Origin of the sequence: Conexibacter sp. CPCC 206217, from assembly GCF_030646165.1 — a bacterium.
Classification (GTDB): domain Bacteria; phylum Actinomycetota; class Thermoleophilia; order Solirubrobacterales; family Solirubrobacteraceae; genus Conexibacter.
Genome location: NZ_JAUTDO010000005.1, coordinates 220,001 through 243,479, shown reverse-complemented (window position 1 = coordinate 243,479; position 23,479 = coordinate 220,001). Strand labels below are relative to the sequence as shown.

The 23,479-nt window shown below is 71.8% G+C and carries 21 protein-coding genes; 12 read left to right on the top strand and 9 right to left on the bottom strand.

Features of this window, described 5'->3' with window-relative positions:
• Positions 1-84: 84 nt before the first annotated feature.
• Entirely contained in the window at positions 85-816 is a 732-nt protein-coding gene (gene aqpZ, locus Q7L65_RS15245) for an aquaporin Z (protein ID WP_304722333.1), read from the top strand.
• Between the two features lie 61 nt (positions 817-877).
• On the opposite strand, the gene Q7L65_RS15240 is transcribed toward aqpZ, so the two are convergent.
• From Q7L65_RS15240 to Q7L65_RS15230, 3 genes are all read right to left on the bottom strand, one after another.
• Positions 878-1,435 (bottom strand): hypothetical protein, encoded by a 558-nt coding sequence (locus tag Q7L65_RS15240; RefSeq protein ID WP_304722332.1) that lies wholly within the window; start codon positions 1,433-1,435, stop codon positions 878-880.
• A 152-nt stretch (positions 1,436-1,587) separates the two neighbouring features.
• Positions 1,588-3,039 carry a M20/M25/M40 family metallo-hydrolase gene (locus Q7L65_RS15235; RefSeq protein WP_304722331.1) on the bottom strand — a complete coding sequence of 484 codons (1,452 nt, stop codon included), beginning with the start codon at positions 3,037-3,039 and terminating at the stop codon, positions 1,588-1,590.
• A 5-nt stretch (positions 3,040-3,044) separates the two neighbouring features.
• Positions 3,045-4,220 (bottom strand): Xaa-Pro peptidase family protein, encoded by a 1,176-nt coding sequence (locus Q7L65_RS15230; RefSeq protein WP_304722330.1) that lies wholly within the window; start codon positions 4,218-4,220, stop codon positions 3,045-3,047.
• A gap of 93 nt (positions 4,221-4,313) precedes the next feature.
• On the opposite strand from Q7L65_RS15230, the gene Q7L65_RS15225 reads away from it, so the two are divergent.
• Complete coding sequence (locus Q7L65_RS15225) at positions 4,314-4,787, top strand: Rid family hydrolase (RefSeq protein WP_304722329.1); 474 nt, start codon at positions 4,314-4,316, stop codon at positions 4,785-4,787.
• Complete coding sequence (locus tag Q7L65_RS15220; RefSeq protein ID WP_304722328.1) at positions 4,784-5,977, top strand: aminotransferase class V-fold PLP-dependent enzyme; 1,194 nt, start codon at positions 4,784-4,786, stop codon at positions 5,975-5,977. Before Q7L65_RS15225 ends, Q7L65_RS15220 begins: the two co-directional genes overlap by 4 nt.
• Positions 5,978-6,165: 188 nt before the next feature.
• On the opposite strand, the gene Q7L65_RS15215 is transcribed toward Q7L65_RS15220, so the two are convergent.
• From Q7L65_RS15215 to Q7L65_RS15195, 5 genes are read right to left on the bottom strand one after another with little or no spacing between them, the layout of a single operon-like run.
• Positions 6,166-7,203: an ABC transporter ATP-binding protein gene (locus Q7L65_RS15215; protein ID WP_304722326.1), complete on the bottom strand. Its 1,038-nt coding sequence runs from the start codon at positions 7,201-7,203 to the stop codon at positions 6,166-6,168.
• Positions 7,200-8,213 (bottom strand): ABC transporter ATP-binding protein, encoded by a 1,014-nt coding sequence (locus tag Q7L65_RS15210; protein ID WP_304722325.1) that lies wholly within the window; start codon positions 8,211-8,213, stop codon positions 7,200-7,202. The genes Q7L65_RS15215 and Q7L65_RS15210 overlap by 4 nt, the downstream gene beginning before the upstream one ends.
• Positions 8,210-9,187 (bottom strand): ABC transporter permease, encoded by a 978-nt coding sequence (locus tag Q7L65_RS15205; protein ID WP_304722324.1) that lies wholly within the window; start codon positions 9,185-9,187, stop codon positions 8,210-8,212. Before Q7L65_RS15205 ends, Q7L65_RS15210 begins: the two co-directional genes overlap by 4 nt.
• The gene (locus tag Q7L65_RS15200; protein ID WP_370552577.1) at positions 9,184-10,227 is read right to left on the bottom strand and encodes an ABC transporter permease; all 1,044 of its coding nucleotides are present in this window, start codon (positions 10,225-10,227) and stop codon (positions 9,184-9,186) included. The genes Q7L65_RS15205 and Q7L65_RS15200 overlap by 4 nt, the downstream gene beginning before the upstream one ends.
• A 22-nt stretch (positions 10,228-10,249) precedes the next feature.
• On the bottom strand, positions 10,250-11,908 hold the full coding sequence (locus Q7L65_RS15195) for an ABC transporter substrate-binding protein (RefSeq protein WP_304722322.1): 1,659 nt from the start codon (positions 11,906-11,908) through the stop codon (positions 10,250-10,252).
• Between the two features lie 93 nt (positions 11,909-12,001).
• Between Q7L65_RS15195 and Q7L65_RS15190 the strand changes: the two genes are divergently transcribed.
• The 8 genes from Q7L65_RS15190 to Q7L65_RS15155 all read left to right on the top strand — a co-directional run bounded on the left by Q7L65_RS15190 (position 12,002) and on the right by Q7L65_RS15155 (position 19,523).
• Positions 12,002-13,171 (top strand): FAD-binding oxidoreductase, encoded by a 1,170-nt coding sequence (locus Q7L65_RS15190; protein ID WP_304722320.1) that lies wholly within the window; start codon positions 12,002-12,004, stop codon positions 13,169-13,171.
• A 67-nt stretch (positions 13,172-13,238) separates the two neighbouring features.
• A complete protein-coding gene (locus tag Q7L65_RS15185) occupies positions 13,239-13,862 on the top strand; it encodes a cupin domain-containing protein (protein ID WP_304722319.1) in 624 nt (207 codons plus the stop codon).
• Between the two features lie 51 nt (positions 13,863-13,913).
• Positions 13,914-14,525 (top strand): sulfite oxidase-like oxidoreductase, encoded by a 612-nt coding sequence (locus Q7L65_RS15180; protein ID WP_304722318.1) that lies wholly within the window; start codon positions 13,914-13,916, stop codon positions 14,523-14,525.
• Positions 14,513-15,250, top strand: a complete 738-nt coding sequence (locus Q7L65_RS15175; protein ID WP_304722317.1) for a ferredoxin reductase — start codon at positions 14,513-14,515, stop codon at positions 15,248-15,250. The genes Q7L65_RS15180 and Q7L65_RS15175 overlap by 13 nt, the downstream gene beginning before the upstream one ends.
• A gap of 152 nt (positions 15,251-15,402) precedes the next feature.
• The gene (locus tag Q7L65_RS15170) at positions 15,403-16,566 is read left to right on the top strand and encodes an ABC transporter ATP-binding protein (protein ID WP_304722316.1); all 1,164 of its coding nucleotides are present in this window, start codon (positions 15,403-15,405) and stop codon (positions 16,564-16,566) included.
• A complete protein-coding gene (locus tag Q7L65_RS15165) occupies positions 16,550-17,791 on the top strand; it encodes a spermidine/putrescine ABC transporter substrate-binding protein (protein WP_304722315.1) in 1,242 nt (413 codons plus the stop codon). Before Q7L65_RS15170 ends, Q7L65_RS15165 begins: the two co-directional genes overlap by 17 nt.
• On the top strand, positions 17,791-18,660 hold the full coding sequence (locus Q7L65_RS15160) for an ABC transporter permease (RefSeq protein ID WP_304722314.1): 870 nt from the start codon (positions 17,791-17,793) through the stop codon (positions 18,658-18,660). The genes Q7L65_RS15165 and Q7L65_RS15160 overlap by 1 nt, the downstream gene beginning before the upstream one ends.
• Positions 18,660-19,523 carry an ABC transporter permease gene (locus Q7L65_RS15155; protein ID WP_304722313.1) on the top strand — a complete coding sequence of 288 codons (864 nt, stop codon included), beginning with the start codon at positions 18,660-18,662 and terminating at the stop codon, positions 19,521-19,523. Before Q7L65_RS15160 ends, Q7L65_RS15155 begins: the two co-directional genes overlap by 1 nt.
• A gap of 48 nt (positions 19,524-19,571) precedes the next feature.
• Here the strand turns inward: Q7L65_RS15155 and Q7L65_RS15150 are convergent, their stop codons facing one another.
• On the bottom strand, positions 19,572-20,711 hold the full coding sequence (locus Q7L65_RS15150; RefSeq protein ID WP_304722312.1) for a GTP-binding protein: 1,140 nt from the start codon (positions 20,709-20,711) through the stop codon (positions 19,572-19,574).
• 87 nt (positions 20,712-20,798) lie between these two features.
• On the opposite strand from Q7L65_RS15150, the gene Q7L65_RS15145 reads away from it, so the two are divergent.
• A complete protein-coding gene (locus Q7L65_RS15145; RefSeq protein WP_304722311.1) occupies positions 20,799-23,474 on the top strand; it encodes a LuxR family transcriptional regulator in 2,676 nt (891 codons plus the stop codon).
• Positions 23,475-23,479 lie beyond the last annotated feature (5 nt).

Here is a 23,479-nt window from a genome sequence, read left to right as displayed (position 1 = left end):
AGTGAATAGCTCCGCACGCAGGAGTCTGCACCACGGCGACGAACGCAACCGAGGGCAGGTTCACTCATACGGAAGGACGGATCCGTGGCTTTGAAGCGCGCAATCGCGGAGGCGCTCGGCACCTTCGTGCTGGTCTTCGGCGGCGTCGGCGCAGCGGTGATCGCCGGCGACAGAATCGGTTTTCTCGGCGTCGCGTTCGCGTTCGGCCTCTCGCTCCTGGCGATGGCCTATGCCGTCGGCCCGATCTCGGGTTGCCACATCAATCCTGCTGTCACGCTCGGGCTGCTCGCACGCGGGAAGATCGACGTGCCCGAGGCGGTGCGGTACTGGATCGCGCAGATCGTCGGCGGCATCGTCGCCGCGGCGGTCCTGCTCGTGATCGTGAAGGGCAAGGCCGGCGGCTACGACGCCGGCGCCGAGGGCTTCGGCGCCAACGGCTACGGCGCCCACTCGCCCGGCGGCTACCCGTGGGGCTCGGCGTTCGCGATCGAAGTCGTGCTGACCGGCTTCCTCGTCTTCACCGTGCTGGCGGCGACCGACAAGATCGCCAGCGTCGCCTTCGCCGGCATCCCGATCGGCCTCGTGCTGGTGCTGATCCACCTCGTCGGGATCCCGGTCGACAACACGTCGGTCAACCCGGCCCGCTCGATCGGCCCGGCGCTGTTCGTCGGCGACTGGGCGCTGTCGCAGCTGTGGCTGTTCATCGTCGCGCCGTTGGTCGGAGCGCTGCTGGCCGCCGGTCTGCACGCGCTGCTGTTCAGCTCCGAAGAGCCCGTCGCGCCGCGCGAGTCCGCGGTCGCAGCCGACCTGGCCTGAGGCCGGAGGGAGGCGGCGGGCGCCGCCTCCCTCGCGGGTCGGCGCGCCGCCGCGGGCGCTCCTACGGCGTCGTCACGTTCGCGCAGATCGCGTAGCCGTTGATCTGCCACGGCCCGCCGGTGGGGTCGGCCGTCGCGGTGACCGTCCAGCCCGTATTGCCGGTCATCGGGAAGCCACCCGTCACGTCGCCGCCGCTGCCGCCGGCCACCACGCCGCCACCGCCGAGCACGACCTTGCCGGCCGCGCACGGGATCTCCAGCGTCTGCGCCGCGATGACGACGGGCGGCTTGTTGGCCGTCACGACCGCGTAGCCGCTGATGCCGCTGGCGCCTCTCGGGCCGGTCGCGCCGACCGAGCCCCGCGCGCCCGTCAGCCCGCGCGCTCCGGTGTTGCCCTTCGGCCCCGCGGGGCCGGCAGGACCTCGCTCGAGGATCAGTCTCTGGGTCGGCGTCGAGAGCCGGTCGAGCGTCAGCGAGGCTCTGCGCACGTCCTTGCGCGTGATCGATCCGTCCTTGATGTCCTTGCCCGTGATCAGACGAGCCGCCTGCGCCGGCAGCCCCGTGACCAACAGGACGATGACGCCCGTCACGGTCGCTGCGATCAATGCGGTGCGCTTCATGTCGGTAGTCCCCACTCGGAGTCGCTAGGTCGACCTTCCAACACTCCGACCGCCGGCAAAGTCGCGCCGCCCGGCGTTTGGAAAGCGCAGCGAAGCCTAGAGGGCTGGCCGCGGCGGACCGGAGCGGCGAGGCGGACGTCGGTGGGGCTGGCCTAGAACCCGTTCTCCGCCAACCGCTCGAACAGGCGCGCGGTGAAGCGGACGTGGTCGAGGTAGTCGGCGACGGCGCCGTGCTCGTCGGGGCCGTGCATGTTGCCGTCCGGGCGCAGCGTGCCGGCCGGCGAGACGACCGGGGCGCCGAGCGCGTCGAGCACGATCCGGCCGGGGCCGGCGCCGATCAGGACCGGGTAGACGACCGGCTCGCCGAAGACGTCGCGGGCGGCGTCGACGGTCGCGCGCGCGAACGGGGTGTCGAGCGGCGAGGCGGCCGGGAAGATCATCCGGCCGCTCGTCAGTCTCACGTCGGCGAAGCCGTGCGCGCCGAGGTGCGCCGCGACGGCCTCGAACACGCGCTGCGGGTCCTGGTCGGGCACGAGGCTGAAGCGCAGCGTGACGCTCGCCTGCGCGGGCACCGAGCCGACCCCGTCCGCGCCGACGAGCATCTGCGAGACCGACAGCGAGGGCTCGAACACGAGCCGCCGCGCCAGCTCGGCGTCGGCGGCGGACGGCGCCGACGGCGGCGAACCGACCGCATCGGCGCCAGCGGCGCCGCTCGCGGATCCAGCCGCATCCGCGTCGCGCGAAGCGTCGCCGTCCACCGCCCAGAACGGCGACACGTCGGATCCTTCGAGCGTCACCGCCTCGCGCGGGAGCGGGATCTGGGCGGCGGTCTCCAGCTGCTGGGGCGTCGGGGCGAGCACGTCGTCGTGGAAGCCGTCGATCGTGACGCGGCCGCGACCGTCGGTCATCGAGGCGACCGCGCGCATCAGCTCCAGCGGGGCCGAGCGGACGATCGCGGCGAAGGCGGTGTGCTGGTCGGCCTTCAGCAGCCGCAGGTCGAGTCTGACCTCGAGGTTGCCGCGGCAGCCGAAGCCGATCCCGGGGCAACCGTCCTCGTCGCGCAGGAACGACTCCCACAGGCAGGCGTCAGCGCGCAGGTCGGCGGCGTGCTCGACGAGCGCCGCGGCGAGGCCGGGGCTGCCGATCTCCTCCGCCGGATCGGACAGGTAGATCACCGTGTACGGCGGACGCTCGCCGCCGCGCGTCGCGAGCCACGCCTCCAGTGCGTGCAGCCGCGCAACCACGTCGGCCTTGTCGTCGCAGGCGCCGCGCGCCCACACGGCGCCGTCGCGCAGCTCTGCGGCGAACGGCGGCGAGCGCCACGCGTCGACGTCGCCCACGGGCTGCACGTCGTAGTGCGTGTAGAGCAGCAGCCGCCCGTCCCCACTGCCGTTCAGCGTCGCCGCCAGCAGCGGGCCGTGGCCGGGGATCTCGATCCGCCGCACGCTGTCGAACAGCGGCGTCAGTCGCGTCTCGATCCAGTCCGCGGCGGCCGCGATCGGCTCCCCCGCGCCCGAGACCGAGGGGATCCGGCAGATCGCGCGCCACTCCTCGACGAAGCGATCGGCCTCGCGTGCGACGAACGCGTCGGTGGCGGCGCTCACGCGCGTCAGCCCTGCACCCCGCGCACCAGCGGCAGCGGGGTCAGCTCGTAGGGGTAGTCGGTCAGCAGCTCGCTGCCGCTCTCGGTCACCAGCACGAGATCCTCCAGCCGCACGCCGCCGAAGCCCTGGCGGTAGCAGCCCGGCTCGACCGCGATCACGTCGCCGGCGACGAGCACGTCGTCGTTCTGGTCCAGGTGCGGCGCCTCGTGGATCTCCAGCCCGACGCCGTGGCCGAGCGAGTGGAAGAAGCCCTCGTCCAGGACCTCGCCCGGCTTCTTCGTCAGGCGCGTCGGCTGGCCGGCGGCGGCGATCGGCTCGCACGAGATGCGGTGCAGCTCACGCACGGGCAGCCCCGGTCTGATCGCCGCCAGGACCGCGTCGATCGACTCCTTCACGATCCGCCAGTAGAGCGCCAGCTCGGCGTTGACGGCGCCCTTCACGAACGTCCGCGTGATGTCGGTGTAACAGCCCGATTCGGGGTCGCGCGGGCACAGGTCGACGGTCACCGGCTCGCCCTCCAGCACCTGACCGGAGCCCGAGTGGTGGCCGACGCAGGTCTGGTAGCCGTGCGCGACGATCACGTCGTCGCCGCCGCAGCCGTTGCGGATGAAGGCGAGCGCGACGCCCTCCTTCAGGCGCTCGCAGGTCAACGGTGCGCCGTCGAGCACGAGGCCGCCGTCGGCGTCCACGGTCGCCGCGTGCAGGTCCGCGGCGACCGACGCGACAGCCGCCTCGGCCGCCGTCTGCGCGCGGCGGATGCCGGCCAGCTGCGGCGCGCTCTTGGCGCGGCGCCGCGTCGTGAAGAGGTCGCCGTCGACGGTCAGCTCGACGCCGCCGGCGCGCAGGCGGTCGGCCAGCGCGACGGGGAAGGCGGGCGGCACGATCGCCTGCTCGATCCCGAGTCTGCGACAGGCGCGCAGCGCGATCTCCAGCGTCGCCTGCGCGCCGTCGAGGCCGGAGGCGACCAGCTCGTCGAGCCCGAACTGCTCCTGCGCGAGCGCCGTCATGCGCGGCAGCTCGGACATCCGCGCGACCTCGAGCGAGCGCAGCACGGTCGTGCGCTCGCCGTCGTGCTCGATGTAGAGGAACGGATCGTGGACGGAGTGCGGGACCTCGTTGCGCATCTCGGCGGTGTGGGTCGTGTCCGCGAACATCAGGAGCGCTGGGCTGCTGGGGGTCATGGGTCCTTCACTCTCGCACGAGGGACATCGGAGGCGCAGCTAAATACTGCACGAATCGTCCACGATAGTGAATAGCTTCGCTATCGTGGGCTCATGCACACGGTCAGAAGCGGCAGTCCGTTCGAGTCGTTGGCGTCGTACTCGCGCGCCGCGCGCATCGGCGACCTGATCGCCGTCAGCGGTACGGCTGCGCTGGACGACAGAGGGGTCGCGCTGTTCCCGGGCGACGCCGCCGCGCAGACCCGCGAGGCGTTCGCGCGCGCGCTCGACGCGGCCGCCGCGCTCGGCGCGCGCCGCGAGGACGTGATCCGCACCCGCATCTACCTGCTGGCGGGGACCGAGTGGCGCGGCGCTGTCGAGGCGCACGGGGAGCTGTTCCGCGGCGTCGACCCCGCCAACACGACGCTTCACGTCGCCGAGCTGATCCCGCAGGACTGCCTCGTCGAGGTCGAGGTCGACGCGGTCACGTCGGGACCGGTGGCCGCGGGAGCCGGCGCGAGGACCGACGACGGCGCTGCCGATGCGGGCGACGCCGGCAGCACGCGCGGCGGGGGCGACGCGGCATGAGCACCGCCCCGACCGACACGCGCTTCGACGTCGACGCCGTCCGCGCCCGCTTCGCGGCATTGCGCGGCGGGGCCGCGATCTTCTTCGACACGCCGGGCGGCAGCCAGGTCCCGGACGAGGTCCGCAACGCGGTCACCGACGCGCTGCGCGACGCCGCCGGCAACCTCGGCGGCACGTTCCCGACCAGCCGCCGGATCGCCGGCATCGTCGAGGACGCCCACGACGCCGCCGCCCGCTTCCTCGGCTGCGATCCCGACGAGACGCTGTTCGGGCAGAACATGACGTCGCTCAACTTCACGCTCTCGCGCGCGTTCGCGCGCGCGGGGCTGCGCGAGGGCGACGAGGTCGTCGTGATGGGGTCCGACCACGACGCCTCCGTCTCCCCCTGGATCGAGGCCGCGCACGACGCCGGCGCGGTCGTGCGGACGGTCGCGGTCGACGAGCGCACGTTCGCGCTCGACTACGACGACCTCGCCGCGCAGATCGGCGAGCGCACCCGCGTCGTCGCCTTCTCGATCGCGTCGAACTCGGCCGGCAACGTGGTCGACGCCGCGCGCGTCGCGCGGCTCGCGCACGCGGTCGGCGCGCTCAGCTGGATCGACGCGACCCACTACGCCGCGCACCTGCCGCTCGACGTGCGCGCGATCGACGCCGACGTGCTCGTCTGCTCCCCCTACAAGTTCTGCGGCCCCCACCTCGGGCTCGCGTACGGACGCCGCTCGGTGCTCGCGGCCTGGCGCCCGTACAAGGTCCGCCCCGCGCCGGCCGACCCGATCGGGCGCCGCTTCGAGACGGGCACGATGCCGTACGAGCAGCTCGCGGGCTTCACGGCGGCGGTCGCCTACTGGGAAGCGGTCGACGCGCCGGGCGCCGGCCACGCCCACACGCGCGCGCTCGGCGAGCGCTTCCTCGCCGGCCTGCCCGCGGGCGTCACCCTGATCGGCCCGCCGACGAGCGAGGACCGCGTCCCCACGTTCCTGCTGCGGATCGACGGCCACGACGCCGCCGAGACCTCCGAGCAGCTCGTCAGACGCGGCTTCAACGTCACCGCCAGCGAGCACTTCTACTGCCTCGGCCTGCGCGAGCTGATCGGCGGCAAGGCCGTCCGCGTCGGGATCTTCCACTACAACACCGCCGCCGAGGTCGACGCCCTCCTCGCGGCCCTGCGCGAGCTCGCCGCCGACGTGTAGCCGCGCCCCCGCTTCCCCCACCCCCCTCCCCGCACCAACCGGCGGGCGCGGCCCTCGTCCCCAGCCGCGCCCGCCGCGGGGAGCCCGTCGGGCCACGTCCGAATTCCACCACCGAAGGATCGCCGCCCCCATGGGGCAGGAGTCCTTCGGTCCTCGGCTGCTGCGCGGCGCGACCCGGCCGCGCGGAGCTACGCGCTCGGCGGCGCGGCTCTCGCGGCCGCCGCCAGCTCCCCCGGCCGTCGCGGCTCCGTCGCGCCCTCGTGCAGCCAGCAGGCGACCGAGCGGCCACGGCCGACCGCGAGCGGCTGGGGTTCTTCGACGCGGCACGTGTCGAAGGCGTAGGGGCAGCGGGGGTGGAAGCGGCAGCCGGGCGGTGGGGCGCTGGGGTCGGGGACCTCGCCGGCGAGGGCGACGGGGAGGCGGCGTTCGCCGTCGGCCTTCGGGATCGCGCCGATCAGGGCCTCGGTGTAGGGGTGGGCGGGGAGCTGCCACAGCTCGCCGGAGGGGACCTGCTCGACCAGCTTGCCGAGGTACATCACCGCGACCTCGTCGACGATGTGCTGGACGATCGCGAGGTCGTGGGAGATCAGCACCAGCGCGAGCTCCAGTTCGCGGCTCAGGCGCACGAGCAGGTTGGCGATCTGCGCCTGGGCGGAGGCGTCCAGCGACGACAGCGGCTCGTCGAGCACGATCACCGTCGGGTCGGCGGCGAGCGCGCGGGCGATCGCGATCCGCTGGCGCTGGCCGCCGCTGAACTGGTGCGCGTAGCGGCCGGCGGCGGACGCCGGCAGGCCGACCAGCTCCAGCAGCGCGGCGACGCGCGCTCTGATCGAGCCGCTGCCGCCCGCTCTGCTGCCGCTCCACGCCATCTGCAGCGCCTCGCCCAGCTGCGCGCCGATCTTGCGGCGCGGGTTCAGCGACGAGAACGGGTTCTGGAAGACCATCTGCAGGCGCGTGTCCTCGATCGGCCGCGCGCGGCGCGTCAGCGGCGACAGCTCGCGACCCTCGAACACGATCCGTCCCGAGCGCGGCTTCTCCAGCCCGACGATCGCCTTCGCGAGCGTCGACTTGCCGCAGCCGGACTCGCCGACGAGCCCGACGATCTGGCCGCGCTGCACCGTCAGCGACACGCCTGCGACCGCGCGCACCGGATCGCGGTCGCGCCGCTCGTAGACGACCTCGACGTCGATCGCCTGGAGGGCCGGGGCGGTTGCGACGGCAGTCATGGAGTGACCTCTGAACCAGTGGAAGCCCGCGGCGCGATGTCGGCCATCGTCACGATGCACGCCGCGGCATGCCGCGGCTCCGACGCTCCGGCGATCAACGGCGGCACGGCCGTGCGGCACGCGTCGATCGCCAGCGGGCAGCGGGGGTGGAAGGCGCAGCCGGGCGGCGGGTCCAGCGGCGAGGCGGGAACGCCGGGGATCGCTCTCAGCTCGCTGCCGGCGCCGGCGCCCGGCTGCGGCAGCGCGCCGAGCAGGCCGCGCGTGTACGGGTGCCCCGGGCGCTGCAGCACGTCGCGGGCGTCGCCGTGCTCGATCACGCGACCGGCGTACATCACCGACACGCGCTCGGCGATCGACGACATCACGCCGAGGTCGTGCGTGATCAGCACGACCGCCATCCCTCTCTCACGCCGCAGGCGGTCGAGCAGCTGCAGAATCCCCGCCTGCACCGTCACGTCGAGCGCGGTCGTCGGCTCGTCCGCGATCAGCACCTGCGGCTCGCACATCAGCGCGATCGCGATCGCGATCCGCTGGCGCATGCCGCCGGAGAACTCGTGCGGGTAGGCGCGCAGGGCGGCCTCGCCGTCGGGGATCCGCACCTCCTCCAGCATCGCGGCCGCGCGCCGCGACGCCTCCGCCTTGGAGATCCCGAGGTGCAGCCGCGCGTGCTCGGTCAGCTGCCGGCCGACCGTCAGCATCGGATGCAGCGACGTCATCGGATCCTGGAAGACCATCGACAGGTCCTTGCCGCGCAGCGAGCGGCGCGCCTGCTTGCCGGCCGCCAGCACGTCGCGGCCGTCGAAGGTGGCGCGCCCCGACGCGACGCCGCCGCGCGGCAGCAGCCCCAGCAGCGACAGCATCGTCATCGTCTTGCCGCTGCCGGACTCGCCCGCGATGCCGTAGATCTGCCCCGCCTCGACGCTCAGGTCGACGTCGTGCACGACGGCCCGCAGCCCGTCCGGCGTCGGCAGCCTGATCGACAGGCCCTCCAGCTCCAGCAGCGGCGTCATGACGCGCGTCCCGGCGCGGCGACGGGATCGGGCGACTCGACCACCACGACGGCCTCGATCGGATCGGAGCCGCGCGCACCCGCGCCGACCTGCGACTGCGGGTCGAACACGTCGCGCAGCCCGTCGCCGATGAAGTTGAACGCGAGCGCGGCGGTGAAGATCGCCAGGCCGGGGAAGGTCGCCATCCACCAGTTCTGGAAGTACTGCGTGCCGACGGCGATCATCGAGCCCCACTCGGGCGTCGGCGGCTGCGTGCCGAGGCCGAGGAACGAGAGGCCGGCGAGCAGCAGCAGCGCGTCGGCGAGGTAGATCGTCGCCAGCACCGTGATCGGACCGACGACGTTGGGCAGGATCTCCTTCCACATCGCGCGGCGCGCGGAGGCGCCGTGGAGGCGGAACGCCTGCACGTACTCCGACTGCCCGATCGACAGCACGAGCGAGCGCACGACGCGCGCGTAGATCGGCCACGTGACGGTCACGAGCGCGAGCACGGCGTTGCGCGTGCTCGGCCCCAGCGACGCGGTCACGACCATCGCCAGCACGATCGCGGGGAAGGCGGAGAAGAGGTCCGCGAGGCGCATGATGACGCCGTCGACCCAGCCGCCGACGTAGCCGGCGATCAGGCCCAGCGCGGTCCCGATCGAACCGGCGCACAGCACCAGCAGGACCGCCAGCGGCAGCGAGTTGCGCGCCGCCACGATCACGCGGCTCAAGATGTCGCGGCCCAGCTCGTCGGTCCCGAACGGGTGCGCGCCGCTCGGCGCGGCGGTGATCGCGAAGTCCTGCGCGAGCGGGTCGTGCGGCGCCAGCAGCGGCGCGAAGATCGCGACGAAGACCCAGATCCCGGCGATCGTCAGGCCGACCAGCATCGTCGGCTGGCGCCACCACGAGCGCCCGGCGCGCGCGGCGGCGCGGTCGCGCTTGAAGCGGCGCAGGCGCGAGGGCGGCAGGGCGGCGGGCGAGGAAGTCGTCATGACAGCCGCACCCGCGGGTCGATCACCGCGTAGAGCAGGTCGACGACGAGGTTCACGATCACGTACACGAGCGCGATGAAGATCGACACGCCCATGATCGCGGGCAGGTCGAGGCTGACCGCGCTCTTGTAGGCGTACTGGCCGATCCCGGGCCAGTTGAAGATGTTCTCGACCAGCACCGCGCCGGCCAGCACGTTGGCGAACACGAGCCCCATCACGGTCACGATCGACGGCAGCGCGGCGCGCAGGATGTAGCGCGTCACGACCGTCCGCTCGGGCAGGCCCTTCGCGCGCGCTGCGCGCACGTAGTCGGCGTGCAGCACCTCCAGCACGGCCGAGCGCGTGTAGCGCGAGATCAGCGAGACGCTGTAGGTGACGAGCACGAGGCCCGGCAGGATCAGGTGCTTCAACGCGTCCCAGAAGGTCGACAGGTTGCCGTCCAGCAACGCGTCGACCGTGTTGAGCCCGGTGATGTCGGTCGGCGGCGTCGTGGTCGGGTCAAGCCGCCCGCCGCCGGGCAGGATCCCCCACTTGAAGAAGAACAGGTAGAGCCCGAGCAGGCCGAGCCAGAACATCGGCACGGAGATGCCTGCGAGCGTGAAGACGCGCAGGCCGTGGTCGACCGCGGTGTCGCGCCGCAGCGCGGCCAGCACGCCGAACGCGACGCCGAAGATCGTCGAGAAGACGATCGCGAAGATCGCCAGCTCGGCGGTCGCGGGGATCGCGACGGAGAGGTCGTCGGCGACCGGCTGGTGGGTCTGCTGGGAGACGCCGAGGTCGCCCTGCACGAGGTTGCCGAGGTAGGTCAGATACTGCACCGGCAGCGGGTCGTCGAGCCCGTACTTCTCGTTGAAGGCTCTGATCGACTCCGGCGTCGGGTGCTGGCCGAGGTTGGCGATCGCGGGGTCGCCCGGGACCGCCTGCGTCAGCACGAACGAGATCAGCGTGATCCCGATCAGCAGCAGCACGAGCGCGCCGAGGCGGCGCCCGAGGAAGCGCAGCAACGGTCGGTGCGAGCGCGACGTGTGTCGCGCTCGCACCGTCGTCGCGGGGACGGCTGTGTCAGTTGCTGCCAACTGCGGGGATGTTGAGGGTGTACGTCGGGTCGAGCACGACATTCGAGAGCGTCGTGGAGCCGACGATCGCCTGCGCCGGCTGGAACAGCGGCATGAACGGCGAGTCCTCGTTGAGGCCTCGCTGGAACTCCTGGAACAGGGTGCCACGCTCGGTGTCGTCGAGCGTGCTGCCCGCTCTGGCGCCGAGCGCCGCCAGCTCCGGGTTCATCGCGCGCACGTATCTGTTGTCGGCCGCGCGCGAGGTGCCGGGCGCGCCCGGGGCGTAGACGAGGTAGTCGTTGGGGTCCGGGTAGTCCGGGCCCCAGTACGACACGCTCATCTGGTTTCTGCCGGCCGCGTAGTCGGCCAGGAACGTGACCGCCGGCGTGCCCTTCAGCTCGACGTCGATGCCGATCTTCTCGAGGTCGGACTTGACCTTCTGCGCGATCGAGGAGAACGAGACGCCGTTGGGGGTCGCGTCGGACGGGAACGCCAGCTCGACCTCGATGCCGGATCTGCCGGACTTCGCCAGCTCCGCTCTGGCCGCGGCGAGGTCCTGTCTGACGGCGTCCTCCGGCGGCAGCGCGCCGAGGAACTGCGACGGGATCACGCCCGGCGCCTGCGCGGCGCCGACGCCCGAGAGTCTCGTGTACCCCTCGTAGTCGAGCGCGAGCCGGATCGCTCTGCGGACGTTCTCGTCGCCGGTCGGCGAGATCGACTCGTTCATGTTCGCCTCGACGTCGAAGACGTTGACCGAGGCGTCGGTTCTGACCTGCAGCTCGCTTCTGCCCTCGAGCGTCTGCGCCTGCTGCGCGGACAGGTCCAGCGCGATCTCGTTCGCGCCGCGCTGCACGTTCAGCAGCTGCGTCGGCGCGGGCATGTTGCGCACGACGACCTTCGGGAAGCCGCTGAAGTCCTCGCCCCAGTATCTGGGGTTCGCCGCGAGCGTGTACTGCTGGTTCTGCTGGCCCTGCTCGAGCGTGTACGGGCCGGAGCCGGCGGAGGTCTTCTGCAGGAACGCCTCGGCTCTGTCGCTCTTGTCGGCGTCTCTCGCGTCGCTGCCGCCGTTGGCCTTCAGCAGTCTCGAGTTGACGATCGAGGTCGGCGGCGTCGCGAGGATGCGCAGCAGCGCGGGGTTCGGTCTGTCGGATCTGACGACGACGGTTCTGGCGTCCGGCGCGGAGACCGTGACGCCCTCCAGCAGGAACGCGCCCGGGCCCTTCACGTTGACGAGCCGGTTGAGCGAGAAGACGACGTCCGCGGAGGTCAGCGGCGTGCCGTCGGAGAAGACGACGTCGGGGTTGAGCGTGAACGTGTAGCTCTTCGCGTCGTCGGTCCCTCTCCAGGACGCGGCGGCGTCGGGGACCGGGTCGGTCTTGCCCGGCTCGAACGTCACGAGCGTGTCGTACATCGCGTGCACGAGCATGTTGTTCGTCGGCGTGAACTGGCGCTGCGGGTCGACGCCTCTGTCGACGAACGACTGGTCGACGACGAGCGTGCCGGTCGGGCCGCTCGCGCTGCCGCCGCCACTGCCGCCGGCGGTCGACGTGCCAGACGAGTCCGCGCTCGGACTGTTGCCTCCGTTGCCACCACCGCAGCCGGAAACCGCGATGGCAGCGGCGATCGCGGCGGCTCCGGCGGCCCTTCCAAGAGTTGTGCTGCGCATGATCTTCGACTCGCTCCCTTGTGCGCGGACGTACCTTCCAGAAGTGCTGCTCGGACGGGTCGAGCCAGGTCAGTATCCAGTATGCTGGCCGACATGTCCAGTTCTCTGCACGCAACAACGGTCCCCACGGTCGACGTCGCGATCGTCGGTGCGGGCATCACCGGGCTGTCGATCGCGTGGCATCTGGTGCGGCGCGGACTGAGCGTCGCGGCGTTCGACGGACGCGGGATCGGATCGGGCGCGACGGCGATCCAGCCGGGCGGTGTGCGACAGCAATGGGCGACCGCGGTCGCCTGCAAGATGGCACGCGAGGCGTTCGACTTCTACGGCGAGATCGGCGCGCGGCTGCAGCCCGCCGTCGACCCCGGCATGACCGCCTGCGGCTACCTCTTCGTCGCGCAGGAGCAGGCCGAGCTGGCCGGCCAGCGCGAGCGCCTCGCACTGCAGAACAGCCTCGGGATCCCCTCGCGCGAGGTCACGCCCGCCGAGGCCGGCGAGCTGGTCGAGGGGCTCGACGCGAGCAACATCGTCGGCGGCGTCTGGTGCGACCAGGACGGCTACTTCGACAGACCGCTCGCCGTCGTCGGCGCCTTCCACGACGCGGCAGTGCGCGGCGGCGCGACCTTCCACGACGCGCAGGTGCAGAGTCTGGAGCGCGACGGCGACGGCTGGCTGCTGCGACTGCGCGGCGGCAGCACGGCGCGCGCCGGCGCGGTCGTCGTCGCGGCCGCGTGGGACACGCCGGCGCTGCTGTCGCCGCTCGGGATAGAGCTGCCGATCGAGCGCGAGCCGAAGTACCTCTTCTACTCCGACCCGATCCGCGAGCGGCTGCTGGAGCCGCTCGTGATCGCGCCGGAGCGCCACTTCGCCGCCAAGCAGCTGGCCGACGGCTCCGTGCTCGCCAGCGACCTCGGCGCCGGCAGCGCGAACCGGCCGAACGAGCACAGAGAGATCTGGCACTCGAACGTCCGCCGCGCGATCACCGAGCTGCTGCCGATCCTCGAGTACGTCTCGTTCCCGGTGCTCGTCGAGGGCTTCTACGACGTCACGCCGGACCGCCAGCCGGTGCTCGGCCCGCTCGACGGCCACGACGGCCTGTTCGTCGCCGCCGGCCTCAACGGGCGCGGCCTGATGATGGCGCCGACGATCGGCCGCGTGCTCGCCGACGGGGTCGTCGACGGCAGGACGGACGACTGGATCGCGCCGCTGCTGGCCTCCCGCTTCGCCGACGGCACGCTGACCCCCGAGCTGCAGGTCGTCTGAGCGCGTCCGGCTGCGGTCGCCGCGCGGGAGCCCCTTCGAGCCGATGCCCGGATATCGTGAGCGGATCGTGTCGTCGACGACCCCGCAGCCGCAGCCGGCCGAACCCGCCGACGCGGCCGAGACCAGCGAGCCGATGAGCCAGCAGGAGTTCGTCGGCGCGCAGCTGCGCTCGCTGCGCGGCGCCAGACGGCTGTCGCTCGGCGACGTCGCGCGCGAGACCGGCATCTCCGCCTCGTTCCTGTCGCTCGTCGAGAACGGCCGCAGCGACATCACGATCGGCCGCCTCACGCGCCTGGTCGACTACTACGGCATCACGATCACCGACCTGCTGCCCGCGCCCGGCGGCAGGGACCCCGACGTCGTGCGCGCCGACGAGACGCGCCAGCTGCACTCGCCCGAGGAGGGCACGACGATCTTCCTGCTCTCCTCCGGCACCGACCGCACGATGCTGCCGATGCTGCTGGAGCTGGACCCCGGCGCGTCGCTGGCGGAGTCCGGCCACCACGCGGGCGAGGAGTTCGTGCACGTGCTCGAAGGCAGGCTGATGCTGGAGGTCGACGGCGCCGCCCCGCACGAGCTCGGCGCCGGCGACAGCGCCTACTACGCAAGCGACCGGCCGCACATGTTCCGCAACGCCTCCGCGCAGGAGCGGCTGCGGCTGATCTGCATCGACTCGCCGCCGCCGATCTAGCGCCTTCGCGGGGGCTTGCGGGCCTTGCGCGGCGGCGTAGGATCTTCAGCCATGAGCGACTTCTTCTCGCGCGGCTTCGGCGGTCGCCGGCGGCCGCCCGAGGGTATGGAGGACCGGATCCCGCCAGGGCAGTACTACGAGCGCGGCTTCCCGGTCCTGACCGCCGGCCCCACCCCCACGGTCGACACCGGGGCGTGGACGTTCAGAGTCGACGGGATCGTCGGCGCGCCGCAGAGCTGGAGCTGGGAGGAGTTCCGCCAGCTGCCGTTCGAGGACGTGCCGTGCGACATCCACTGCGTGACGAAGTGGTCCAAGCTCGACACGAGCTTCCGCGGCGTCTCCGTCGACACGCTGCTGGAGGGCGCCGAGCCGCTCGGCGAGTTCGCGATGGCGTACTCGTTCGGCGGCTACACGACCAACCTGGCGCTCGAGGACCTGACCGACGGCAAGGCGTGGGTCGTGACCGAGCACGAGGGCGAGACGCTGCCGGAGGAGCACGGCGGCCCCGCGCGCCTGCTGGTCCCGCACCTGTACTTCTGGAAGTCCGCCAAGTGGGTCGCCGGGCTGCGCGTGATGGACAGCAACGAGCCGGGCTTCTGGGAGAGCAACGGGTATCACGCTCACGGCGACCCGTGGCGCGAGGAGCGGTATTGGAACGACTGACGCCGCCGCTGGCGCCGAAGGCGCCCGGCCGCTGGCAGATCGGGACCGTCACCGAGATCCTCACCGAGACGCCGACCGTCAAGTCGTTCCGGATCGCGCTGCCGCTGTGGACGGCGCACCTGCCGGGCCAGCACTACGACGTGCGGCTGACCGCGCCCGACGGCTACCAGGCGCAGCGCTCCTACTCGATCGCCTCCTCGCCGCTTGACGAGGGCGCGATCGAATTGACGATCGACCGGCTCGACGACGGCGAGGTCTCGCCGTACTTCCACGACGTCGTCGAGATCGGCGACAGGGTCGAGGTGCGCGGGCCGTTCGCCGCCTACTTCGTCTGGAGCGGCGAGTCGCCGACGCTGCTGGTCGGCGGCGGCTCCGGCGTCGTGCCGCTGATGTCGATGCTGCGCCACCGGCGCCGCACCGCGCCGGACGCGGTCATGAAGCTCGTCTACTCCGTGCGCGACGCCGGCGACGTGATCTTCGCGCGCGAACTGGCGCAGGGCGACGAGACGCTGCTGACCTACACACGTGTCGCACCGCCCGGCTGGAGCGGTCACACGGGCCGCGTCGACGCGGCGCTGATCGCCGCCGCCGGCGTCGAGCCTTCGCACGGCGGCGCGTTCGTGTGCGGCTCCAACGGCTTCGTCGAGACGGCCGGCAGGCTGCTGCTGCAACAGGGGTTCGACCCCGCGCGCGTGCGCACGGAGCGCTACGGACCGACCGGCTGAGCCGCTGCGCAAGCTCCCTGCGGAGGAGCTTGCGGCCGGCTGATTCGACAGCTGTCTAATTTACTCCGTTTAGGAGTAAAAGGTTTCGTAAAGATCGCCACACAGGTACATGCCGGCGCGCTACTGTCGGCACAGCATCTGGAGGTGCTCTATTGGTTGCGAACGAGAGTCTCGTCGCCGATTCGACGAGAGACGTCAGCGGTACCGACGAGCCGGACATCCGGCTCGAGAGAGTGACGAAGCGCTTCGGTGAGACGCTCGTCATCGACGCACTCGACCTCGACATCGAGCGCGGCGCCTTCTACGCCCTGCTCGGTCCCTCGGGCTGCGGCAAGACGACGACGCTGCGGATGATCGGCGGCTTCGAGCTGCCGACCGCCGGCAGAATCCTGCTCGGCGGCGGCGACGTCACCAACGCCCCGCCGCACAAGCGCGACGTCAACACCGTCTTCCAGTCCTACGCGCTGTTCCCGCACCTGACGATCGAGCGCAACGTCGCCTTCGGACTGGAGCGCAAGAAGGTCTCCAAGGCCGAGGTGCGCACGCGCGTCGCCGAGGCGCTGGAGACGGTCCAGCTGCCGCACCTGGCCAAGCGCAAGCCGGCGCAGCTGTCGGGCGGCCAGCAGCAGCGCGTCGCGCTCGCGCGCGCGCTCGTCAACCGCCCGCGCGCGCTGCTGCTCGACGAGCCGCTCGGCGCGCTGGACCTGCGCCTGCGCCGCCAGCTGCAGGTCGAGCTGAAGCGGATCCAGCAGGAGGTCGGCATCACGTTCATCCACGTGACGCACGACCAGGAGGAGGCGATGTCGATGGCCGACACGATCGCCGTGATGAACAGAGGCCAGATCGAGCAGGCCGGCTCCGCGACCGACCTCTACGAGCGCCCGACGACCGCGTTCGTGGCGAAGTTCCTCGGCATCTCGAACCTGATCGACGCCGAGGTCGGCGCCTCCGACGCGGAGATGGCGGCGGTCAGAACGCATGACGGCGCCGAGCTGCACGCGCCCGCCAGGCGCTGTGCCGAGCACGCCGGCACGCCCGTGCGGATCGGCGTGCGGCCGGAGAAGGTGCGCCTGCACGCCGTCGGCGAGGCGACCCCGCCCGGCGCCAACGTGCTGCGCGGCCGCGTGCTGCTGAGCGCCTTCCTCGGCGTCTCGCTGCAGTACGTGATCAAGGCCGCCGGCGGTGAGGAGCTGACCGTCTACTGCCAGAACGACGAGGGGGTCGCGCCGGACGCCTACGGCGCCGGGCAGGAGGTGCTGCTCTCCTGGGACCCGCGCCATACCTTCGTCGTGGCGCGCGGTGACGACGGTGAGTGAGCTGGGCCAGCAGCCCGATCCCGAGCGCGTCGGCCGCGAGCTGGAGAAGCTCTTCGCCGAGCAGCGCCTCTCGCGCCGCCGCTTCCTCGGCCGCGGCGCCTCCGCCGTCCTGATGGCCGGCGGTCTCGCCTCCGTCCTGGCCGCCTGCGGCATCGACGGCACCGCCGCGAGAAACCTCAGAGACCTGCAGGCCGAGGCCGCCAGAGTCAACCATCCGAGAACGGCGATCGGCGACTGGACGTTCTCCAACTGGCCGCTCTACATCGACAAGTCCGTCATCAAGGACTTCAACAACAAGTACGGCGGCCACTGCAAGTACGTCGAGGAGATCAACGACAACAACGAGTTCTACGGCAAGGTCCGTCAGCAGCTCGCCCAGGGCGTCCCGATCGGGCGCGACATCGTCACGCTGACGGACTACATGGCGTCGCGCTGGGTGCGCTTCGGCTACGTCACGCCGATCGACGGGAGAAACGTCCCGAACAAGAGAAACCTCGTCCCGAACCTGAAGTCGATCGGCTACGACCCCAGACGTCAGTTCACGCTGCCGTGGCAGTCCGGGGCAATCGGCATAGGCTATGACATCAAGCAGACCGGCGGCGAGATCAGATCGGTCAGAGACCTCTTCGACCCGAGATGGAAGGGTCGCGTGACGATGTTCTCCGAGCCCTACGACAGCGCCGGCACGGTGCTGCTCGGCGAGGGGATCGACGCCTCCAGAGCGACGCTCGACCAGCAGCTCGGCGCGATCGAGAGAATCGGCAAGGCCAACGACGCCGGCCAGTTCCGCCGCTTCACCGGCAACGACTACACGACCGATCTGACGAAGGGCAACATCGCGCTCGCGCTGGCCTACTCGGGCGACCTCGTGCAGTTGCAGAGCGACAATCCGAACCTGCGCTTCTCCTACCCGGAGGAGGGCGCGATGCTCTTCACCGACAACATGATGATGCCGTCGGAGGTCGAGCATCCGTACGCCGCCGAGACGATGATGAACTACGTCTACGAGCCGAGCGTCGCGGCCGTCATCTGCGCGTACGTGAACTATCTCTCGCCCGTCGACGGCATCCGCGAGATCCTCGAGAGAAGCGATCCGGAGATCGCCAGCAACGAGCTGATCTTCCCGCCCGACGACGTGCGCAGACGACTGCACTCCTATCCGACCTTCTCGACGCGGCAGGAGCAGACGATGTACGAGGCGATGGCGAAGGTCACGGGGGCCTGATGGGTCTCTCACTGGCGCGGCGGCGCAAGCTGCTGCCGTGGATGTTCGCGCTGCCGGGTCTGCTGTGGCTGCTGCTGTTCTTCGCGATCCCGCTGATCAACCAAGCGCAGGTCTCGCTGATGACCGGCGACCCCGAGGCCGGCTACACGCTGACGTGGGCGTTCGACACGTACACGAACGCGATCCGCGACTACAAGGAGCAGTTCCTGCGCTCCTTCGGCTACGCCGGCGCGGCGACGGTGATCGACCTGATCATCGCCTTCCCGCTCGCCTACTTCATGGCGTACAAGGCGGGCCGCTGGAGAAACCTGATGCTGCTGCTGGTCGTGCTGCCGTTCTTCATGTCCTACGTGCTGCGAACGGTCGCCTGGCAGCTGATCCTGGCCGACAACGGCTGGGTCGTGGAGCGGCTGAAGGACGTCGGGCTGGTGGCCGACAACGGGCGCGTGCTGGCGACCGGGACCGCGGTCGTGGCGGGCATCTCCTACAACTTCCTGCCGTTCATGGTGCTGCCGCTGTACGTGGCGCTGGAGCGGATCGACCGCCGCTTCGTGGAGGCCGCGACCGACCTCTACGCGAGCCGCCTGACGGCCTTCCGCAAGGTCACGCTGCCGCTCGCGATCCCCGGCATCTTCGCCGGCTCGCTGCTGGTCTTCATCCCGGCGACGGGCGACTACATCAACGCCGCGCTGCTGGGCACCTCGCAGCAGTACATGATCGGCAACGTCGTGCAGTCGAAGTTCCTCACCGTGCTCGACTACCCGACGGCGGCGGCGCTCTCGTTCATCCTGATGACGGTGATCCTGATCGGCATCGCGATCTACTCGCGACTGCTCGGCACGCAGAGCCTGACGGAGGCGGCGACCTGATGGCACGCAGCGATCGCGCACGCAACTGGGCGCTGGGGATCTGGTCGGCAGCGGCGCTGCTGTACCTCTTCATCCCCGTCTTCCTGATCGTCCTGTTCTCGTTCAACGACAACAAGGGCCGCTTCAACTTCACCTGGCAGGGCTTCACGCTCGACCACTGGGCGCACCCGTTCAGAGACCCGGACCTGGCGAAGGCGCTCGTCAACTCGCTGGAGATCGCGCTGCTGACGACGCTCGGCGCGGTCGTGCTCGGCACGTTCCTGGCGCTCGCGCTGACGCGCTACCGCTTCCGCGGCCGCAGCGCCGCCGGCTTTGCCGTCTTCCTGCCGATGGCGACGCCGGAGGTCGTGCTCGGCGCCTCGCTGCTGGCGATGTTCCTCGTCGTCGGCGTCGACACGGGCTTCTGGACGATCGTGATCGCGCACATCATGTTCACGGTCTCCTACGTCGTCGTCACCGTGAGAGCGCGCCTGGAGGGGATGGACCCGTTCATCGAGGAGGCCGCGCAGGACCTCGGCGCCGGCGTCTGGACGACCTTCTTCAAGGTCACTTTCCCGATGATCGCCCCGGGCGTCGCCGCGGCGGCCGTCTTGGCCGCGGCGATCTCGATCGACGACTACGTCGTGACGAGCTTCAACGCCGGCCAGACGCAGACGTTCCCGCTGTTCATCTTCGGCGCGACCCGCCAGGGCGTCCCGCCCGAGGTGAACGTGCTCGGCACGATGCTGCTGCTGGGCGTGCTGCTGCTGATGGGCCTCAACCTCGCCGTGCAGAAGACGCTCGCCCGCCGCGACCGGATCCGCACGGAGGAGCCGCCGGCGCCCGCGCCGCCGCGGGAGCAGCGCGAGGTGGCGGTGGCGTAGGGCTTGGGCGGCGCCACCGCGCGCCGCTCGGCTCGGCCGCGTGCGCCGCTACGCCTCGGCCTCCTGCGGCATCGGCTCCCACGCCGCGAACGGATCCTCCAACAGCGTCCAGCCCGACGGGCCGACGGCCAGCTCCGCCTCCGTCAGCAGGCAGTCGCTCAGGTCCTGCTCGATCGCCTCGCGGTCCATCTCGTTGCCGATGAAGACCAGCTCCTGACGGCGGTCGTCCTCGCCGAACCACTCGCCCGCGGCGCCGAGCGTCAACACCTTGCCGGCCTGCGACCATTCGCCCGCCAGCTCGACGCGCGTCGCGAGCCAGAAGAAGCCCTTCGCGCGCAGCACGCCCTCCCAGCCCTGGTTCATCCGCGCCCACAACCGACCCGGATGGAACGGCACGCGGGCGCGAAAGGCGAACGAGGAGATGCCGTACTCGTCGGTCTCCGGCTGCTCCTCCCCGCGCGCGACCTGCAGCCAGCCGGCGGCGTTCTCGGCGCGGTCGATGTCGAACAGCGCGGTGTCGAGGATCTGCTCCAACGGAACCTCGGCGTTGACCGCGCGCACGACGCGGGCGTCGCGGTTGAGCGTGTGCACGATCGCCTCGATCCGCTCCAGCGTCTGCTCGTCCACGAGGTCGGCCTTGTTGACGATCGCGACGTTGCAGAACTCGACCTGGTCGACGAGCAGGTCGACGATCGCGCGCTCGTCACCGGGGCCGAGGCCGATCCCGCGCGTGCTGAGGTCGTCGACGGTGTCGCATTCCCGCAGGAACGTCGAGGCGTCGATCACGGTCACCATCGTGTCCAGCCGCGCGACGTCGCCGAGCGTCTCGCCGGTCTCGTCGGCGAACGTGAACGTCTCGGCGATCGGCATCGGCTCCGAGATCCCGGTCGACTCGATCAGCAGATGGTCGAAGCGCCCCTCCTGCGCCAGTCGCGCGACCTCCACGAGCAGGTCCTCGCGCAGCGTGCAGCAGATGCAGCCGTTCGACATCTCGACGAGCCGCTCGGAGACGTGGTCGATCGCGGCATCGCCGCGCCGCACGAGCTGCGCGTCGACGTTGATCTCGCTCATGTCGTTGACGATCACCGCGACCCGCCGGCCCTCGCGATTGCGCAGGACGTGCTCGAGCAGGGTGGTCTTGCCGGCGCCGAGGAAGCCGGAGAGGACGGTCACAGGCAGCTTGTTCATGCGCCGGACCGTAGCACAAGATAAGACTCAATCTCATTTAGGAGGTTCTCCTTTCGGGCGGCATGGCGCGGTTACACTGCCGGCTCCGTGTCCGATCCGGCCGATCCGAACGCCGCCCCCGAACGGTCGCGCGAGTGGCCGCTGGTCGGTCGCGGCGCCGAGCTGGCGGGGATCGCGGCAGCACGCGCGGAGGGGCTGCCCGGCGTGGTGCTGAGCGCGCCCGCCGGGGTCGGCAAATCGCGCGTGGCGCGCGAGGCGGTTGCGATCGCCGAGCGCGACGGCGCCTACGCGACGTGGGTGCGCGCGACGCGCAGCGCCGCGAGCGTCCCGCTCGGCGCGTTCGCCGGTGTCGTGCCGGCGCAGGCGCGCGCGGACGACCTGCTGGCGCTGATGCGCGGCAGCATCGAGACGCTGCGAGAGCGCGCGGCGGGCAGACCGCTGCTGGTCGCCGTCGACGACGCGCAGCTGCTCGACGCGCCGTCCGCGGCGCTCGTGCTGCAGCTGGTCGAGACCGGCGCCGGCTTCGTCGTCGCGACCGTTCGCAGCGGCGAGCCGCCGCCCGACGCGATCGTCTCGCTGTGGAAGGACGCCGGCGCGCGCCGGATGGAGCTGCGTCAGTTCGGCGAGCGCGACACGACCCTGCTGGTCGAGCACTTCCTCGGCGGACCGCTCGAGCAGGGTGCGCTGCACTGGCTGCACGCGCGCAGCGGCGGCAACGCGCTGTACGTGCGCGAGCTGGTGCTGGCCGCGCTCGACGCGGGCGCTCTGACGGCAGAGCGCGGCCTTTGGCGGCTGTCGCGTCAGCCGTCGGTCAGCCAGACGCTGGCCGAACTGGTGCGCGAGCGGACGGCGGATCTGCACGGCGATCAGCGCCACGCGCTGGAGCTGCTGGCGATCGGCGAGCCGCTGCGCGTCGAGGACCTGCTCGCGCTCGTCGGCGAGCAGTCGCTGCTGGACGTCGAGGCGCGGGGGCTGGTCGCCGTCTCGGACGCGGCCGGTGCAACGGGAACGAACCGCGGGGGCACCGGAGCCGCGCAGGAGGTCCGGCTCGCGCATCCGCTCTACGGCGACGGAATCCGCACGGCGCTCGGGACCCTGCGGGCGCGCGCGGTGCGACGGCAGCTGGCGCAGGTCGTGCAGGCGCGCGCGCCGCTCGGACCCGACGACGCGCTGCGCGTCGCGCGCTGGCTGCTGGACGCCGGCGAGCAGGTCCCGCCGGCGCTGCTGCTCGACGCCGCGCGCGCGGCCAACGCCGCCGGCGATCCCGACCTCGGCGCACAGCTGTCGGCGCTCGCGGTGGAGGGCGGCGCGGGCGTCGAGGCGAAGCTGCTGCTGGCGCGCGCTCACGCCGTCCGCGAGCAGTTCGAGGAGGCCGAGGCGGTGCTCGCCTCCGCCGAGCACGAGCTGCCTGACGAGGAGACGTCGTTCGCCTATCTCGAGCAGCGGGTCACGCTGCTGTACTGGGCGCTGCGCCGCAGAGAGACGCTCGTGCCGCTGCTGGAGCGGGCGGACGGCTGGTGGCCGACCGCGTCGTGGCAGCGCGGACTGGACCCCTTCAAGCTCTACGCCGTTTCGGCCACGAGAGAGGTCTTCGGCACGCAGCAGTGGGAGTCGGACGCGGTCTTGGCCGACCCAGACCTCGATCCCGAGCAGCGCCGCCAGTTGGAGCCGCTGCGGATCTCGCAGCTGCTGTATTCCGGTCGCACGCGCGAGGCGTGGGAGCTGGCGAAACGGATCCGCGGCGCGATCCCGCTGCAGGGCCCGAGCGAGGAGCTGAGCCGGATCCTCTGGAGCACGACCGCGGTCGAGGCGGGCATCGAGTGGGATGCGCTCGAAGATCAACTGACGGTTGCGATCGCCGAGGCGGTGCGCGTCGACGACCACGTCGCGGCCGGCTTCACGGCGGTCGGGATCGGCGCGCTGCGGCTGTACGCCGGACAGGTGCCGGACGCGATCCGCTGGACGGCGGAGGCGGAGTTGCAGCTGGAGCGGCGCGACGCCTTCGGGGTGCTGATGATCACGCGCTCCTACCAGGCCGGCGCGGCGTACGCGGCGGGCGACGCCGACGGGGTCGCGGCGGCCGTGCGGCGGATGCAGGACGGGCTCGGCGGCGCCGATCCGCTGCCCAACCAGAAGCCCTACCACGACCGCGCGCTCGCCTGGCTGACCGCGATCGACGGCGACCGCCCGCGCGCGCAGGCGCTGCTGCTGGAGTCCGCCAACGCGCTCGCCGAGACGCCGCTGTACGCGGCGTTGATGACGTACGAGGCGCTGCGGCTCGGCGCGCCCGCGAGACGGCTCGCGCTCCCGCTCGCGGCGCTGGCGGAGCGCACCGACGCACCGCTCGCCGCCGCCTGGTCCGCGCACGCGACGGCGCGCGCCGCGGGCGACGGCGGCGCGCTGCTGGAGGCGTCGGCGCTGCTGGAGCGGATCGGCGCGCTGCGCTACGCCTGCGAGGCGGCGGCCGACGCGGCGTCCGTGTTCGTGCAGGCGGGGCGCGAGGACTCGGCGCGCCGTGCCGCGGCGCGCAGCGGCGAGCTGTTCAGACGCGGCATGGGCGGCGTCGCCCCGGCGATCGACGGCCTCGACGGCGCGGCAGTCGCGCTGACCCCGCGCGAGGCGCAGCTGATCGAACTGGCCGCGCGCGGCCTGACGAACGCCGAGATCGCCGACCGGCTGGTGCTGTCGGTCCGCACGGTCGAGTCGCACATCTACCGCGCGATGCAGAAGCTCGGCGTCAGCGACCGGCGCGACTTGGCGTAGACGCG